The 13,918-nt window shown below is 64.6% G+C and carries 12 protein-coding genes and 3 tRNA genes; 6 read left to right on the top strand and 9 right to left on the bottom strand.

The window, feature by feature from the left end; all coding sequences use genetic code 11:
• Position 1 precedes the first annotated feature (1 nt).
• From IB257_RS24600 to rnr, 7 genes are all read right to left on the bottom strand, one after another.
• On the bottom strand, positions 2-808 hold the full coding sequence (locus IB257_RS24600) for an energy transducer TonB (protein ID WP_054451129.1): 807 nt from the start codon (positions 806-808) through the stop codon (positions 2-4).
• 248 nt (positions 809-1,056) lie between these two features.
• Positions 1,057-1,132: transfer RNA gene (locus IB257_RS24595), tRNA-Val, on the bottom strand.
• Between the two features lie 155 nt (positions 1,133-1,287).
• Positions 1,288-1,560, bottom strand: coding sequence for an HU family DNA-binding protein (locus tag IB257_RS24590; RefSeq protein ID WP_003812968.1), 273 nt, complete (start codon positions 1,558-1,560; stop codon positions 1,288-1,290).
• A gap of 350 nt (positions 1,561-1,910) precedes the next feature.
• The gene (locus IB257_RS24585; protein ID WP_119450515.1) at positions 1,911-2,591 is read right to left on the bottom strand and encodes a Fe2+-dependent dioxygenase; all 681 of its coding nucleotides are present in this window, start codon (positions 2,589-2,591) and stop codon (positions 1,911-1,913) included.
• A gap of 58 nt (positions 2,592-2,649) precedes the next feature.
• Entirely contained in the window at positions 2,650-3,894 is a 1,245-nt protein-coding gene (locus IB257_RS24580; RefSeq protein WP_054451127.1) for a cystathionine gamma-synthase family protein, read from the bottom strand.
• A gap of 52 nt (positions 3,895-3,946) precedes the next feature.
• Positions 3,947-4,684 carry a 23S rRNA (guanosine(2251)-2'-O)-methyltransferase RlmB gene (gene rlmB / locus IB257_RS24575; protein WP_013392619.1) on the bottom strand — a complete coding sequence of 246 codons (738 nt, stop codon included), beginning with the start codon at positions 4,682-4,684 and terminating at the stop codon, positions 3,947-3,949.
• A gap of 130 nt (positions 4,685-4,814) precedes the next feature.
• Positions 4,815-7,289, bottom strand: a complete 2,475-nt coding sequence (gene rnr, locus IB257_RS24570; RefSeq protein WP_192492926.1) for a ribonuclease R — start codon at positions 7,287-7,289, stop codon at positions 4,815-4,817.
• Between the two features lie 243 nt (positions 7,290-7,532).
• On the opposite strand from rnr, the gene IB257_RS24565 reads away from it, so the two are divergent.
• Positions 7,533-7,617 (top strand) — tRNA-Leu (locus tag IB257_RS24565).
• Positions 7,618-7,726: 109 nt separating this feature from the next.
• Here the strand turns inward: IB257_RS24565 and IB257_RS24560 are convergent.
• Positions 7,727-8,338 (bottom strand): tRNA-uridine aminocarboxypropyltransferase, encoded by a 612-nt coding sequence (locus IB257_RS24560; RefSeq protein ID WP_054451125.1) that lies wholly within the window; start codon positions 8,336-8,338, stop codon positions 7,727-7,729.
• Positions 8,339-8,498: 160 nt separating this feature from the next.
• On the opposite strand from IB257_RS24560, the gene IB257_RS24555 reads away from it, so the two are divergent.
• Positions 8,499-8,583: transfer RNA gene (locus IB257_RS24555), tRNA-Leu, on the top strand.
• A gap of 165 nt (positions 8,584-8,748) precedes the next feature.
• Here IB257_RS24555 and IB257_RS24550 read toward each other — a convergent pair.
• Positions 8,749-9,198, bottom strand: coding sequence for a GNAT family N-acetyltransferase (locus tag IB257_RS24550; RefSeq protein WP_370126826.1), 450 nt, complete (start codon positions 9,196-9,198; stop codon positions 8,749-8,751).
• Positions 9,199-9,311: 113 nt separating this feature from the next.
• On the opposite strand from IB257_RS24550, the gene IB257_RS24545 reads away from it, so the two are divergent.
• The 4 genes from IB257_RS24545 (at position 9,312) to IB257_RS24530 (ending at position 13,842) form a co-directional block, all read left to right on the top strand.
• The gene (locus IB257_RS24545) at positions 9,312-10,205 is read left to right on the top strand and encodes a DMT family transporter (protein WP_175163411.1); all 894 of its coding nucleotides are present in this window, start codon (positions 9,312-9,314) and stop codon (positions 10,203-10,205) included.
• 27 nt (positions 10,206-10,232) lie between these two features.
• Positions 10,233-11,177: an AEC family transporter gene (locus IB257_RS24540; RefSeq protein ID WP_054451124.1), complete on the top strand. Its 945-nt coding sequence runs from the start codon at positions 10,233-10,235 to the stop codon at positions 11,175-11,177.
• Between the two features lie 12 nt (positions 11,178-11,189).
• Positions 11,190-12,470, top strand: coding sequence for an arsenic transporter (locus IB257_RS24535; protein ID WP_192354494.1), 1,281 nt, complete (start codon positions 11,190-11,192; stop codon positions 12,468-12,470).
• Between the two features lie 145 nt (positions 12,471-12,615).
• Positions 12,616-13,842, top strand: coding sequence for a YeeE/YedE family protein (locus IB257_RS24530; RefSeq protein ID WP_119450519.1), 1,227 nt, complete (start codon positions 12,616-12,618; stop codon positions 13,840-13,842).
• Positions 13,843-13,918 lie beyond the last annotated feature (76 nt).

Here is a 13,918-nt window from a genome sequence, read left to right as displayed (position 1 = left end):
CTCAGTTCCTCATTACGAAATCGAACGGAATTTTGGCTTTGGCGGGATAGGCCACGCCGTTACGGGTATACGGTTTGAAACGACCCTTGCGGGCGGCTGCCAGCGCCGATTCGTCCAGGCGCGGAAAGCCCGAGGACGCATCGATGGTTGCCCGCTCGACCAGCCCCTGGGTGTTGATCTCGACCAGCACCACCACGCGGCCCTCTTCCCGCATGCGGCGCGATGCCATCGGGTAATTGGGCATGGGGCGCGCCCCCTGGAATTCGATGCTGGATACCAGCACCGGCTGATCCGGCGGCGGCCCTTGCTGCGGCCCTTGCGGCGCCTGCGTGCCTTCGGGCGCGCCACTGGGCGGCGCCTTTGGCGCTTCCGGCTTGGGCTCGACCTTGACGTCCTGCTTGGGCTCGGGTTTGGGTTTAGGCTTGGGTGGCGGCTTGGGCTTGGGTTTGGGCGCCGGCATCGGCGGCTTTTCAACCACCGGTTCCGGTTCGGGTTCAGGTTCCGGCTCGGGCTTGAGTTCAGGCTCCGGTTCGGGCTCGACCTCGGGCTGCGGCGGCTCGGGCGGCGTTTCCGTCACCGGCTGCGGCTCCTCGGGAGTGGGCTCGGCCTTGGCGATCTGGGGAATGGGCGCATCCACCACGCTCACCATGATGGCTTCGGGTTCTTCGAGTTCAGGACGATTCTCGGGTGCCATGAAGATGGCGCCTACCACTGCCGCATGCAGCGCCAGGACCGTCAGGCCAGCGCCTGCGCGTATACCGAATGAAGAGCGCGAAGAAGAATTCCAACCGCGTTGAAAACTAGGCATGAATCAGCCAGGGTGCATTGACTTATCCGGCCAGCCAGGAAAGACGCACACGCGATGGCGACGCCGGCTGACCGGTACAAGCCCACAATAATATCTTAAATGCGAATGATTCGCACGTCCTATTTCATCTGATCCCGTCCTACATTTCTGAGCGAGATCAACTGGCACGAGCGATGCGGCGCGCGCAAAACAAAAAACCCGCCACCATGACGTGTGCGGGTTTTGTGTGGAGCGCATATCGGAGCTTTTGGTGGGTGCTACAGGGGTCGAACCTGTGACCTACGCCTTGTAAGGGCGCCGCTCTACCAACTGAGCTAAGCACCCATTTTGATGCAGCCTCAAGACGAAATTCGCGAAAAATCCGTACAAGCAACTGCCAACCGGGGCACTCAAAAGCAATACGCGGGCCGGAGTATACCGGACCGCGCAGTTGTGGGCAAATCGCCAGGCCTGAATGCCTGCGACCCGCCCGCCGTCCATTAGTTGACGGCGTCCTTCAGGGCCTTGCCCGGACGGAACTTCGGCACCTTGGCCTTCTTGATCTTGATGGTTTCGCCAGTGCGCGGATTACGGCCGGTGCGCGCGGCGCGAGCCGACACAGCGAACGTGCCAAAGCCAACCAACGTAACCGTACCGCCCTTCTTCAGGGTGGTCTTGACGGCACCGATCAGGGCGTCGAGCGAGCGACCAGCGGCGGCCTTGGAGATGTCGGCCTTGCTGGCGATGTGATCGATGAGTTCGGTTTTGTTCATTCAGGTGTACCCCTCACAAGGTATGGAGTCTGCCGGAGTGCAGTTCATGGCCGTCATGATGGACGCCGCAGAAGACGCAAAACCGACAAACGACGAACAGACAGTGGATAAACTTTTTTCTTGCGCTGCGAAGCACAACTTTTAAACTGCTGCGCCGCCTGGATTCAATGGCAAATTGCCTTCAAATCACCAGCGACGCAGACGTGTATTAGGCCTTGGCGTGGCGCGGCTGTCAAGCGAAAACCTCACCACAACCCGCGTCAATACTAGCTTTTAGACCGTTTCGCAATAAACAGAAACACGCATTTCGGGGTTTGCGCGACACCCTCGAACGCGATCGTTAACTTGCGTCAGACATCGGCCCATCGACGCAGCAAATTGTGATAAATGCCGGTGAGTTGCACGATGGAGGGATGCCCCGCGGCATCCTGATTCAAGCGCTGTATGGCCACATCCATGTCCAGCAGCAGTGCGCGCTGGCTGTCTTCGCGCACCAGGCTCTGCATCCAGAAAAACGACGATACGCGCGCGCCCCGCGTCACCGGATTGACCTTATGCAGGCTGGTGCCCGGGTACAGCACCATATGCCCTGCGGGCAGCTTCACTGCGCGCGGACCATAGGTGTCGTCGATGACCAGCTCGCCGCCATCGTAGGAATCGGGCTCGGAAAAGAACAGCGTGGCCGAGAGGTCCGTGCGCACGCGCTCAGCCGTGCCGGCGATGCCGCGCACCGCATTGTCCACGTGATAGCCGAACGCTTCCCCGCCCTCATAGCGATTGAACAAGGGCGGAAAGATCTTGCGCGGCAGCGCGGCCGACATGAACAGGTTGTTGGCCGCCAGGCGCTGCAGGATCAGGTTGCCCAGCTCCTGCGCCAGGGGATGCTGCTCCGGCAGCTGGCGGTTGCGCTTGACCTCGGCCGACTGATAGCCGGCGGTGACCTTGCCGTCGACCCAATCGGCGGCGTCCAGGCGGCGCCGGATCTCGGCCGCCTCTTCTGGCGTGAAGACTTCTGCGATCTGTATGAGCATGGGCGCTATCCCGATTGCGTTGCAGGCGCGCCCGGCCACCGGTCGCGCGCGTGCCGCATTATCCCTGCAGGCAGCCGTTGAGCGCCTGATCGAAATCAAACAGCAGATCGGCCTCGTCTTCGATGCCCACGGACACGCGGATGAGACTGTCCGCGATGCCCATCTGCTTGCGGCGCTCGGCGCCCATCTCGTAATAGATGGTGTGGGCGGCAGGCAGCGCCAGGCTGCGCGTATCGCCCAGGTGAGTCGCCATCAGCACGATGCGCAGGCGGTTCAGGAAATCAAAGCAGTCCACCCCGTCCGCCAGTTCGACGCCCAACAGGCCGCCGAAGCGCGAGCCGAACAACGCCGCCGCGCGCGCATGCTGCGGGTGGCTGGCCAGCCCGGGGTAATGCACCTTGGCCACGCCCGGATGATCCTCAAGGAAGCGCGCCAGCGCCAACGCGTTGGCGCAGTGCTTGGCCATGCGCAGGGCCAGGGTCTCGGCGCCTACCGCGATGCGGTGCGCAGGCTCGGCAGCCAGGGTGCCGCCCATGTCGCGCAGGCCCTTCTTCTTGACCTGCGTGAGCCCCCAACTGGTGGACGGTCCCTTGCGATAGGCCTCGTAGATGTTCGCGTAATTCGACCAGTCATACAGCCCCGTGTCCGTGACGGCGCCGCCCAACGCATTGCCATGGCCGCCGATGTACTTGGACAGCGAGTTCATCACCAGGGACGCCCCGACCGAGACAGGCCGGAACATCCAGGGCGAGGTCAGCGTATTGTCGACCACGTAGACCAGGCCCTTCTCGCGGCAGATTTCTCCAATCACGGCCAGGTCAGCAACCTGCGTGCCCGGATTGGCGATGGTCTCGGTGAAAACCATGCGGGTGTTGGGCTGGATCGCCGCACGCACCTGCGCCGAATCCGTCGCGTCCACGAAGGTGATTTCCACCCCCAGTTCCAGCAGCGTGCCCAGCAGGCTGTTGGTGTTGCCAAACACGAACTGGCTGGACACCAGATGGTCGCCTCGGCGCAGCAGCGTGGTGAAGATGGCGGCCAGCGCCGCCATGCCGGTCGCGAAGCTGACCGTGCCCTTGCCGCCTTCCATCTGGTTGACCTTGGCCTCCAGCGCGGTGGTGGTGGGCGTGCCTTGGCGGGCGTAGGTAAAGCCGGCCTTGCCCTGAAAGACCGCGGCCAGCTCACGGGCGTCTTCGTAGGCGAACTCCGAGGACGGATGCATGGGCTTGTGCACCGCTCCGTGCTCGACGGATTGCTTGCGGTCGGAATGGAGGATCGTGGTGGTAAAGCCGTTCTGGTGCATGATGGGCTGACGCGAAGAGGATATGGTCTACAAGATAGGTAAGACGGATGAATCAGGAACGGCGCTGGCGCACGGTTTCATAGAGGCAGACGGCGCTGGCCACGCTGACGTTCAGGCTTTCCACCGAACCCAGCATGGGGATGTTCACCAGTTGATCGCAGGTTTCCCGCGTCAGGCGGCGCATGCCCTCGCCTTCCGCCCCCATGACCCAGGCCATGGGCTGGCGCGCATCGATCTGATGCATGCTGTCGGTGGCCTGGTCGTCGGTGCCCACCAGCCACACGCCACGGTCCTTCAGGCTGCGCATGGTGCGCGCCAGGTTGGTCACCATCAGATAGGGCACGGTATCGGCCGCGCCGCAAGCCACGCGCTGCACGGTTGCGTTCAGGCCGACGGCCCGGTCGCGCGGCGCGATGACGGCGTGCACGCCGGCGGCATCCGCGGTACGCAGGCAGGCGCCCAGGTTGTGGGGATCGGTCACGCCATCCAGGATCAACAGCAGCGGCGGGCCTTCGATGACATCGAGTACCTCATCCACGTCCACCGCCAGTTGGCGCTCTTCGGCCAGCGCCACCACGCCCTGATGGCGGGTGCCGCGGGACAGGCCGTCCAGGCGCTCCATGGGGACCGGATGCAGGCGGCAGCCCGCTTTTTCGGCCTGCTCGATGAACGTCTGCATCCGCTTGTCGCGGCGCGACGCCTCTACATAGATTTCCTTGATCGAGTCGGGCGCGTGGCGCAGCCGCGCAACAACCGCGTGAAACCCGGCCAGGACTTGGGTCGACGCCATAAATGCAATACCTTTAGATAAACGAATACCCGCCCCAGAGCGGGGCGGGCCACCGGACCAAGCCGGCCATAGATGCAATGTTACCCCTTATGGCGCAGCCGCCATACGACGGCCTCGCCATAAGGAAGTGTCAGTGGCGCTTGTGCGCGGCCTTCTTGGCCGGCGCTGCGCGCTTGGATGCCTTGGGCGCCCGCGGCGGCTTGCTGGCCTTCTTGGCCTCGGCGCGGCGCTCCTTGGCGGTCTGGCCCTTCAGGGCGGCGGGCTTGGGCGACGCGGCCTTCTTGACACGGCGCGAGGGCTCGTCCGGGCTGCGGGCCGACGCCTTGCGCAAGGCGTCGAAGCTCGTGCCCTGCACCAGGCGGAACTCGATACGGCGGGCTTCGAGGTCCACGCGCGACACCTGCACCTGCACCTTGTCGGTCAGGCGGTAGCGCATGCCCGTGCGTTCGCCGCGCAACTCGTGCAGGGCGTCGTTGAACTGGAAATACTCGCCGCCCAGTTCGGAAACATGCACCAGCCCTTCGACGTGCAGGGTGTCCAGCGTGACGAAGATGCCGAAGCTGGCGACGCCGGTAACGGTGCCGCTGAAGTCCTCGCCCACGCGCTCCTTGACGAACCAGCACTTGAGCCAGGCTTCGACGTCGCGCGACGCCTCGTCGGCGCGGCGCTCGCTGGCGGACAGCACCAGGCCCATCTTTTCCCAGATGGCATGTTCGTGCTCGCGCTGCGTGCGGCCGATCACCACAGGCTGGTCTTCCAGGCTGGGCACATAGCGCTGACCGGCCAGCAACGCCTTGATGACACGATGCGTCAGCAGGTCGGGATAGCGGCGGATGGGCGAGGTGAAGTGGCTGTAGCCGGGATAGGACAAGCCAAAGTGGCCCATATTGTCGGGGCTGTAGACCGCCTGCTGCATGGAGCGCAGGCACATCGTCTGCAACAGCTGGTAGTCGGGGCGTCCGCGCACCGAATCCAGGAAGTCGCCGTAATCCTTGGCCGTGGGCGTCTCGCCGCCGCCCAGCGACAGGCCCATGGTGCGCAGGAATTCGCGCAGCGACTGCAGGCGTTCGGGCGTGGGGCCTTCGTGGATGCGGTACAGGCCGGGATGCTTGCTGCGGGTCATGAAGTCGGCCGCGCAGGTATTGGCGGCCAGCATGCACTCTTCAATCAGCTTGTGGGCATCGTTGCGCACCGACGGCACGATTTGCTCGATACGGCCGAGCTCATTGCAGACGATCTTGGTCTCGACCGTGTCGAAGTCGATGGCGCCGCGCTTCTTGCGCCCTTGCGCCAGCAGCTGAAAGAGTTCATACAGGTGCTGGACCTGGGGCATGACGCTGCGCATGGCGTGCGCGGCAGGACCGCCGGGCTGTTGCAGGGCGGCCCAGATGTTCGTATAGGTGGTGCGCGCATGCGAGTGCATGACCGCGTTATAGAACTGGTAGGCCGTGACCGTACCAGCCTTGGCGCCGCTGGCCGGAATGACCATGTCGCAAACCAGCACCAGGCGGTCGACGTCCGGGTTCAGCGAACACAAGCCGTTGGACAACGACTCCGGCAGCATCGGGATGACCCGGCGCGGAAAGTACACGCTGGTGCCGCGTTCGATCGCGTCGTCGTCCAGGGCGTCACCCGGACGCACATAGTGGCTGACGTCGGCGATGGCCACCAGCAGGCGCCAGCCCGGGCGCTTGCGCTGGCCCGCGCCCAGCTCCACGGGCTCACAGTACACCGCGTCGTCGAAGTCGCGCGCGTCCTCGCCGTCGATGGTGATGAGCGGCACGTCGCGCAGGTCGACGCGGTCCTTGAGATCGGTCTTCCTGACCACGTCCGGCAGGCGTGCGGCCTGCTTGAGCGCGGCTTCCGAGAAATCGACCGGCACGTCGAACTTGCGCACCGCGATCTCGATTTCCATGCCGGGATCGTCGATCTCGCCCAGCACCTCGGCCACACGGCCCAGCGGCTGCGTGTGGCGAGTGGGCTGCTCCATGATTTCAACCGCGACCACCTGCCCATGCTGGGCGCCGTTGGTGTCGCTGGGCGGAATCAGGATGTCATGCTTGATGCGCTGGTCCTCGGGCACGACGATGGACAGGCCATGCTCGTGCAGGAAGCGCCCCACCAGCTTGTTGGTGCGGCGCTCGATGACTTCGACGATGGTGCCTTCCGGCTTGCCGCGGTATTCGCCAGTGGGTTTGACCAGCACACGGTCGCCATGCAGCACCTTGAGCATTTCGCGCGGCGACAGAAACAGGTCCGGGCCACCGTCGTCACGCAACAGGAAGCCGAAGCCGTCGCGATGCCCCAGCACCTTGCCGGCGACGAAGTCCAGTTTGGTGGCCAGCAGCAACACGCCCTTGCGGTTGGGCATCAATTGGCCGTCGCGCTCCATGGCGCCCAGGCGGCGCTCAAATCCCACCATCGTCGCGGCGCGCTCGACGCCCATGCGTTCGGCCAGTTCCACCGGAGACAGCGGCGAGCCTGCGGCGCGCAGCGCTTTCAGGACGGCTTCACGGGACGGGACATCAGGATCGAAGTCCGGCGGCGCTTCGGGCAAGGGTGTTGATCTGTTGTTATTCGATTCGTTATTCGATCGTTTTGCCAAAGCTAAAATTTCCGTATATAATGCGCAGCTTCTGTGGTTCGCCCAAGGCTGAACACTGAAGCAGAAAATGGTCAGAAGGGCCGGGAAGTTTAAAACCCAGCCGGGGTTTGAAAAGCAAGTTGCTTAAAAACCTTATTGTAGAACCAACTGCACTTTGGACGCATGTTTTAGTTAATCTGTTTTAACTGAAGCGATGCGACTAGAGCGGCAGCGTATCACATACTTCTGACAGTATCTCTCAGTGCCCAGGTGGCGGAATTGGTAGACGCGCATGGTTCAGGTCCATGTGCCGCAAGGTGTGGAGGTTCGAGTCCTCTCCTGGGCACCACGGAATTTCAATCAAGACCATGCAAGGCGGTCTTGATGGCAACGGCTAAAAGGCCCCGGAAATCGCAAGATTCCCGGGGCTTTTGCTTTGCGCCCCGCCACTGCCTGTTTCAACGCCACGGCACCTTGCGATTCAAATGATGCCGCGCGTACAGATCCGCGCCCATGCCTTCGATCTGGCCATCGATCAACGCTTCGAAAGGCCGCAGCAGCGCATCGAAATTCGTCGGCGCTTCAATCGCATTCAAGGCATGCGCCACGGCCTCTATCGTGGACAGCGCGCCCGGCACGTCGGCGTGACGAACCCGGTAGCGCGTGGAAAGCCCCGCGGGCAACATCACGCGCGGCAAGGCGGCCAGCGCCGGGTTGATATGCAGCAATTTGCGCGCATGTCCCCAGGTGCCGTCAGGCACGATCAATCTGATGGGCGCGCCCAGGTCCTGCCCGTAGCCCGGCGCCAACACCTCGGCGCCCTCGCCCGGAAACAGCAGGCGAGGCAGATGGCCTGGCAGCGCCCAATCCTCTTCCGAAAAATATTCGCCCACCACGCGTTGCGCGCCCGCCAGCCCCAGCACCGCCAGCCTTGCGGTGTTCAAGGCATGGCGCGCCTCGCTCGGATGCTGCAACACCACGACGCGAGTGCGGCAGGAAAGCGAGGGAATCAGCGCGCACAGACAGTGCGACAGAGGACGCAGACAACGCGTGCAGAGGGTACGGGACATGGGGCGACACTATATCGAAAGTTCGAAAGCGCCCGGCAGCAAAAAAATATGAAAAAAAAGCCACACGACTTGCACACTTCAAAAAAAGTGTGCATAATCTCATTCCTCTGCTGCTGAACAAGAAACAACGCGAAAGCGAAGCGACAAGTAAAGCATCAGCGCCCAGGTGGCGGAATTGGTAGACGCGCATGGTTCAGGTCCATGTGCCGCAAGGTGTGGAGGTTCGAGTCCTCTCCTGGGCACCAATTATTACATCACGAGGTACCTGCGTGATGCGCCAAAAAAACCCCGAACGCGTAAGCGTCCGGGGTTTTTTCTTTGTGTGGCCCTTTTCTTGCGGCCCTTTTCTTTATCCCGCCTATTTGATTTGCCCGGCCCGCAGGCAGACGCTCTGAGCCGGGCGGCCCGCCCTACTTCAGCACGCGGGTCATGACCACGTGCGGAATACCGGCCTCGACGAATTCCTCGCCTTCCACATTGAAGCCATGGGCCTGGTAGAAACCTGCCGCATGCGTCTGCGCGTGCAGCACCAGCATGCGGTGGCCGTCGCCATGGCCCTGTTCGATCAGCGCGTCCAGCAACTGGCTGCCGACGCCCATGCCGCGGGCCTTCTTGTGGACCGCCATGCGGCCGATGTGGCCGTCGGGCAGAAGCCGGCCCGTGCCCATGGGCGTGCCGTCCGGGCCGTAGGCCACGGCGTGCACCGACACCGCGTCATCGTCGTCCAGCTCGACCTCGGGCGGCACTTTCTGTTCGACGACGAACACTTCATGGCGCACCGAATACGCGTCGTCGCGCAAGCGGTCCCAGGTGCCCAGGGCGATACGCACCGTAGATTGTTTGTTGGTCGACATGTCCATCCCTCGCGTGCAGCAAATGAATAAAAGAATCCTAAACCTCATTTTGGCAGGGATGAACAATGGCCAAAAGGGGGTACGATCGCGGCTTGCCCATGTCGTCCATGTTCCGCCACATGCCGCCTGCCGCTCCCCCCGCCTGGTTGAAAGCCGCGCCCGCGCTCTTCCTGCTTCTCTGGTCCAGCGGTTTCGTCGTGCTCAAAGTGGGCCTGGCCTATGCCGACCCCATGACCTTCCTGGCGCTGCGCTACGCCTGCGTGGTGCTGATACTTGCGCCCTTCATGCTGTTCCTGCGCCCGCCGCTGCCGCGCGGCGCCAGCGCCTGGGGCCATCTGGCGATGGTCGGACTGCTGTTGCAGGCAGGCTACTTCTGTTTCACCTACTTGTCTCTCAAGCAAGGCATGTCGGCGGGCGGCGTGGCGCTGATCACCTCGTTGCAACCTATCCTGATCGGCCTGCTGGCGCCGGCGATCGCGCACGAGAAAGTCGACGCCCGCCGCTGGGCAGGCCTGGGCCTGGGGGTGTCAGGCGCCGCGCTGGTGATCATCGCCAAGGCTTCGATCGATGTGCTCTCGCCGCTGGGCCTGGCGTTCGCCATCAGCGCCCTGCTCTGCATCACCGGCGGCACGCTGTATGAAAAACGCTATGGCGTGCAAACGCATCCCGTCACGTCCAACATGGTGCAGTACGCGGTCGGCCTGATCGCCACCGCGCCGCTGGCGTACTGGCTGGAGCCGATGCACATCGAATGGACCGGGCCCCTGCTGGCTTCGCTGGCTTATCTGGTCGTGGGCAATTCGCTGGTGGCGATCACCTTGCTGCTGACCATGATCCGCTATGGCGAGGCCTCCCGCGTGTCGGCGCTGTTCTTCCTGGTGCCGCCCTGCACCGCCGTCATTGCGCTGATCATCCTGGGCGAAGCCATTCCCGCGCTGGCCTGGCCGGGCATGGCCCTGGCGGCGCTCGGCATCCTGCTGGTGACGCGCACGGCGCATACCGCCGCCAAGTAGAATGAGCGCCCCTCCAGGTCCCTGTCCATGAACGCTGTCGTTACCTCCGCCCTGCCGGTCTTCGCGCTGATCCTGACTGGCTGGCTCGCCGCCCGCTGGCGCATCCTGGGTTCCGGCGCCACCGACGCGCTGAACCGCTACGTCGTGTATCTGTCGCTGCCCGCGCTGCTGTTCCGCGCCATGACGCAGGTCGATCTGACGCATATGGCGCACTGGGGTTTCGTGGGCGCCTTCGCGGGCGGCATCGCCGTCACGTTCCTCGCCTCGTTTATCGGCGCGCGCCGCTCGCAGCGCGCGCTGACCGACCGCGGCATCCAGGGGCTGGCCGCGTCATACGCCAACGCCGGCTACATGGGCATTCCGCTGTGCCTGGCGTTACTCGGCCCTGACAGCATGGCGCCGGCCACCTTCACCACCCTGCTCACCGCAAGCGTGCTGTTCGGCTTTGCCATCGCCTTGATCGAGTTCGACCGCCAACAGACGCCCAATCTGTCCTTGACCCTGCTCAAGGTCGGCCGCGCGCTGCTGCGCAACCCCCTGCTGGCGGCTCCGCTGCTGGGCCTGGCCTGGGCCTTCACCGGCCTGGCGCTGCCGGAAGGCGTGGACCGCTACGTGGCCTTGCTGGGCGCGTCCGCCAGTCCCTGCGCGCTGGTCACGATCGGCCTGTTCCTGGCGCAGACGGAAACGTCCAGTTCGGGACCCGGCGTCATGCGCCTGGTCGCCGGCAAGCTGCTGCTGCAGCCCGCCGTCACGGCGGTGCTGGCGTTCTACGTCTTCGCCATGCCGCCTGTATGGGCCTGGACCGCCGTGCTGATGAGCGCGCTGCCCATCGGCACCGGCCCCTTCATGCTGGCGCAGATGTACGGGCGCGACGCCCGCGTAACCTCGCGCGCCATCCTGGTTTCCACCGTCGCATCGGTGCTGACCGTCAGCCTGCTGGTCGCCTGGATCAGCGCGCACCCGATTTCCTGATCGTTCTTCATCATGCTGCTCGCCGTCGCCATCTTCGTACTCACCATCACGCTGGTCATCTGGCAGCCCAGGGGCCTGTCGATAGGCTGGAGCGCCGTGCTGGGCGCGGCGCTTGCCCTGGCCACGGGCGTGGTTCACCTGGCCGACATCGCGGACGTCTGGCGCATCGTCTGGAACGCCACCGCCACCTTCATCGCCATCATCGTCACCAGCCTGATCCTGGATGAGGCCGGCTTTTTCGAATGGTCGGCGCTGCACGTGGCGCGCTGGGGCGGCGGCCGCGGCCGGCTGCTTTTCGTGTTGATCGTGCTGCTGGGCGCCGCGGTTTCGGCGCTGTTCGCCAACGACGGCGCGGCGCTGATCCTTACGCCCATCGTCATGGAAATGCTGGTGGCGCTGGGCTTCGGCCCCGGCGCTTCGCTGGCCTTCGTGATGGCCGCGGGCTTCATCGCGGACACGGGCAGCATCGCATTGATCGTATCCAATCTGGTCAACATCGTGTCGGCCGACTTCTTCAATATCGGCTTCGGCGAGTACGCATCGGTGATGCTGCCGGTAAACCTGATGGCCGTGGCGTCCACGCTGGCGGTACTGCTGCTGTTCTTCCATCGCAGCATTCCGCCGCGCTACGACGTGAGCCAACTGCCCGCGCCCGCTTCCGCGATCCGCGACCTGACCACGTTCCGCGCCGGCTGGGTCGTGCTGACCCTGCTGCTGGCGGGCTTTTTCATCCTGGAACCCATGGGCATCCCGGTCAGCGCCATCGCCGCCGTCGGCGCGCTGGGCCTGCTGCTGATCGCGGGACGACAGCACATCGTCGGCACGCGCCGCATCATGCGCGAGGCGCCCTGGCACATCGTGGTGTTCTCGCTGGGCATGTACCTGGTGGTGTATGGCCTGCGCAACGCCGGGCTGACCTCGCACCTGGCGCAAGTGCTGGACCGGTGCGCCGAGTATGGCGTCTGGGGCGCGGCGATGGGTACGGGCCTGATCACCGCCTTCCTGTCGTCCATCATGAACAACCTGCCCACCGTGCTGGTGGGCGCGTTGTCGATTGCGGACACCAGCGCCACCGGCGCGGTGAAGGACGCGATGATCTACGCCAATATCATCGGCAGCGATCTGGGCCCCAAGATCACGCCGATCGGCAGCCTGGCCACGCTGCTGTGGCTGCACGTGCTGGCGCGCAAGGGCCTGCGCATCACCTGGGGCTACTACTTCAAGGTAGGCATCGTCCTGACCCTGCCGGTGCTGCTGCTGACGCTGGCCGCCTTGGCTTGGCGCCTGCAATAAGCGCCTATATAGCATTTAGTTATATAAAAGGCATTAATTGGTGGTTTGATCCAAGCGTCTACCGCTTTAGACTTTCAAACATCACACGGGTGCCTGCGCGCGCCCGTTTTTGCTTTCTTACGTATCAAGATCCCGGGACTCGCCCATGAGCACCAACGCCTCGACTCTCCCCCTGCCTACCTCGGCCCTGCCGCCCATCCAGATCAACCGCAAGCCGCTGTGGATCGCCGTGCTGCTGGTGCTGGCAGGCGCCCTGTACCTGCATGAGACCGTCAGTTGGCGCCAGGGCGCGCTGTGGGTCGTCGGCGCGCTGCTGGGCGTGACCCTGTACCACGCCTCCTTCGGCTTCACGCAGGCCTGGCGCGTGTTCGTGTCCGATCGCCGCGGCGCGGGGCTGCGCGCGCAGATGCTGATGCTGGCCGCAGGCGTGCTGCTGTTCTTCCCCTTCCTGGCAGCCGGCACGTTGTTCGGCCAACCCGTCAGCGGCTTCGTGTCGCCCCCGGGAGTCTCTGTCCTGCTGGGCGCCTTCCTGTTCGGCATCGGCATGCAGCTGGGCGGCGGTTGCGCCTCGGGCACGCTGTTCGCAGTCGGCGGCGGCAACACGCGCATGGTGGTCACGCTGCTGTTCTTCATCATCGGCTCGGTCATTGCGACCGCCAACTTCGGCTGGTGGTCGAACCTGCCGGCGCTGGCGCCGACCTCGCTGATCAAGACCTGGGGACTGGCGCCCGCGCTGGCCATCAACCTGGCCGTGTTCGCGCTGATCGCGTGGGCAGCCACGGCGTTGGAGAAGCGCCGCCACGGCCATGTGATTTCGTTCGCCTCGCGTACCGCGCGCCCGGCGTCCCTGCTGCAAGGCCCCTGGCCGCTGATCTGGGGCGGCGTGGCGCTGGTAGTGCTGAACTTCGCCACGCTGGCGCTGGCTGGCCGCCCCTGGGGCATCACCTCCGCCTTTGCGCTGTGGGGCGCCAAGACCCTGGACGCCTTCGGCGGCGACGTGGCCACCTGGGCCTACTGGGCCAAGCAGCCCTCGCTGGCCGCGCCGCTGCGCCAGGACGTCACCACCGTCATGGACATCGGCCTGATGCTGGGCGCGCTTGCCGCCGCCAGCGCCGCCGGCAAGTTCGCCCCCATCTGGAAGGTGCCGGCCCGCTCGCTGGCCGGCGCCGTCATCGGCGGCCTGCTGCTGGGCTATGGTTCGCGCCTGGCCTTCGGCTGCAATATCGGCGCCTATTTCAGCGGCATCCTGTCGGGCAGCCTGCACGCCTGGCTGTGGCTGCCGGCCGCCTTCGCCGGCAGCGCCCTGGGCGTGCGCCTGCGCCCGGCCTTCGGCCTCGCCGTCGAAAAGACCCCGGCGGCGTCCAGCTGCTGAGAAACAGTATTCCAGGACTGTCCGCCGGCACAGGGGGACAGCTCCTGGTGTATGGTTGCTCCATCCCGAAATACGG

Origin of the sequence: Achromobacter sp. ACM03 (assembly GCF_014851665.1) — a bacterium.
In the GTDB taxonomy this organism is placed as follows: Bacteria; Pseudomonadota; Gammaproteobacteria; order Burkholderiales; family Burkholderiaceae_B; genus Achromobacter; species Achromobacter aegrifaciens.
The sequence above is the reverse complement of the archived record's forward strand: the minus strand, read 5'-3'. Positions and strand labels throughout refer to the sequence as shown.

Bases quoted from the DNA above. Each gene is read 5' to 3' on its own strand.
- IB257_RS24600 (WP_054451129.1), bottom strand. From the start codon at position 808: ATGCCTAGTTTTCAACGCGGTTGGAATTCTTCTTCGCGCTCTTCATTC.
- IB257_RS24590 (WP_003812968.1), bottom strand. From the start codon at position 1,560: ATGAACAAAACCGAACTCATCGATCACATCGCCAGCAAGGCCGACATC.
- IB257_RS24585 (WP_119450515.1), bottom strand. From the start codon at position 2,591: ATGCTCATACAGATCGCAGAAGTCTTCACGCCAGAAGAGGCGGCCGAG.
- IB257_RS24580 (WP_054451127.1), bottom strand. From the start codon at position 3,894: ATGCACCAGAACGGCTTTACCACCACGATCCTCCATTCCGACCGCAAG.
- rlmB (WP_013392619.1), bottom strand. From the start codon at position 4,684: ATGGCGTCGACCCAAGTCCTGGCCGGGTTTCACGCGGTTGTTGCGCGG.
- IB257_RS24560 (WP_054451125.1), bottom strand. From the start codon at position 8,338: ATGTCCCGTACCCTCTGCACGCGTTGTCTGCGTCCTCTGTCGCACTGT.
- IB257_RS24550 (WP_370126826.1), bottom strand. From the start codon at position 9,198: ATGGACATGTCGACCAACAAACAATCTACGGTGCGTATCGCCCTGGGC.
- IB257_RS24545 (WP_175163411.1), top strand. From the start codon at position 9,312: ATGCCGCCTGCCGCTCCCCCCGCCTGGTTGAAAGCCGCGCCCGCGCTC.
- IB257_RS24540 (WP_054451124.1), top strand. From the start codon at position 10,233: ATGAACGCTGTCGTTACCTCCGCCCTGCCGGTCTTCGCGCTGATCCTG.
- IB257_RS24535 (WP_192354494.1), top strand. From the start codon at position 11,190: ATGCTGCTCGCCGTCGCCATCTTCGTACTCACCATCACGCTGGTCATC.
- IB257_RS24530 (WP_119450519.1), top strand. From the start codon at position 12,616: ATGAGCACCAACGCCTCGACTCTCCCCCTGCCTACCTCGGCCCTGCCG.